Source organism: Novosphingobium profundi, from assembly GCF_018491765.1.
Classification (GTDB): Bacteria; Pseudomonadota; Alphaproteobacteria; order Sphingomonadales; family Sphingomonadaceae; genus Novosphingobium; species Novosphingobium profundi.
On the sequence record NZ_JABWCU010000069.1, the window covers coordinates 1 to 1,084 of the forward strand.

A 1,084-nucleotide genomic window follows, 5' to 3' on the forward strand; every position below is an offset into this window, starting at 1 on the left:
GCGTTCCGTAAGCGAGTGAAGCGGGAGGGTAACCGACCGTGGACGTATCGGAAGTGCGAATGCTGACATGAGTAGCGACAAAGAGGGTGAGATGCCCTCTCGCCGAAAGACCAAGGGTTCCTGCTTAAAGCTAATCTGAGCAGGGTAAGCCGGCCCCTAAGACGAGCCCGAAGGGGGTAGTCGATGGGAACCACGTTAATATTCGTGGGCCTGGAGATGTGTGACGGATCACGTGTGTTGTACAACCTTATCGGATTGGTTGTGCTTCGAAGTGGTCCCAGGAAATAGCCTCTCCGTATAGACCGTACCCGAAACCGACACAGGTGGTCAGGTAGAGTATACCAAGGCGCTTGAGAGAAGTATCCTGAAGGAACTCGGCAAATTGCCTCCGTACCTTCGGAAGAAGGAGGCCCCGGCTATGCGCAAGCACTGTCGGGGGGCACAGGCCAGGGGGTAGCGACTGTTTAGCAAAAACACAGGACTCTGCTAAGTCGGCTTCAAGACGACGTATAGGGTCTGACGCCTGCCCGGTGCCGGAAGGTTAAGAGGAGGAGTGCAAGCTCCGAATTGAAGCCCCGGTAAACGGCGGCCGTAACTATAACGGTCCTAAGGTAGCGAAATTCCTTGTCGGGTAAGTTCCGACCTGCACGAATGGCGTAACGACTTCCCCACTGTCTCCAGGATATGCTCAGCGAAATTGAATTCTCCGTGAAGATGCGGAGTACCCGCGGTTAGACGGAAAGACCCCGTGCACCTTTACTGCAGCTTCAGAGTGGCATTGGAAAATTATTGTGTAGCATAGGTGGGAGGCTTTGAAGCACCGGCGCCAGCTGGTGTGGAGCCATAGGTGAAATACCACCCTGTGATTTTTTAATGTCTAACCTCGTACCGTTAGCCGGTACAGGGACCCTCTGTGGCGGGTAGTTTGACTGGGGCGGTCGCCTCCTAAAGAGTAACGGAGGCGCGCGATGGTAGGCTCAGGCCGGTTGGAAACCGGCTGCAAGAGTGCAATGGCATAAGCCTGCCTGACTGCGAGATTGACGAATCGAGCAGAGACGAAAGTCGGTCATAGTGATCCGGTGGT

General features: G+C 55.0%; 1 rRNA gene. It reads left to right on the plus strand.

The window, feature by feature from the left end:
- A 23S ribosomal RNA gene (locus tag HT136_RS26030) occupies positions 1-1,084 on the plus strand; the annotation flags it as partial.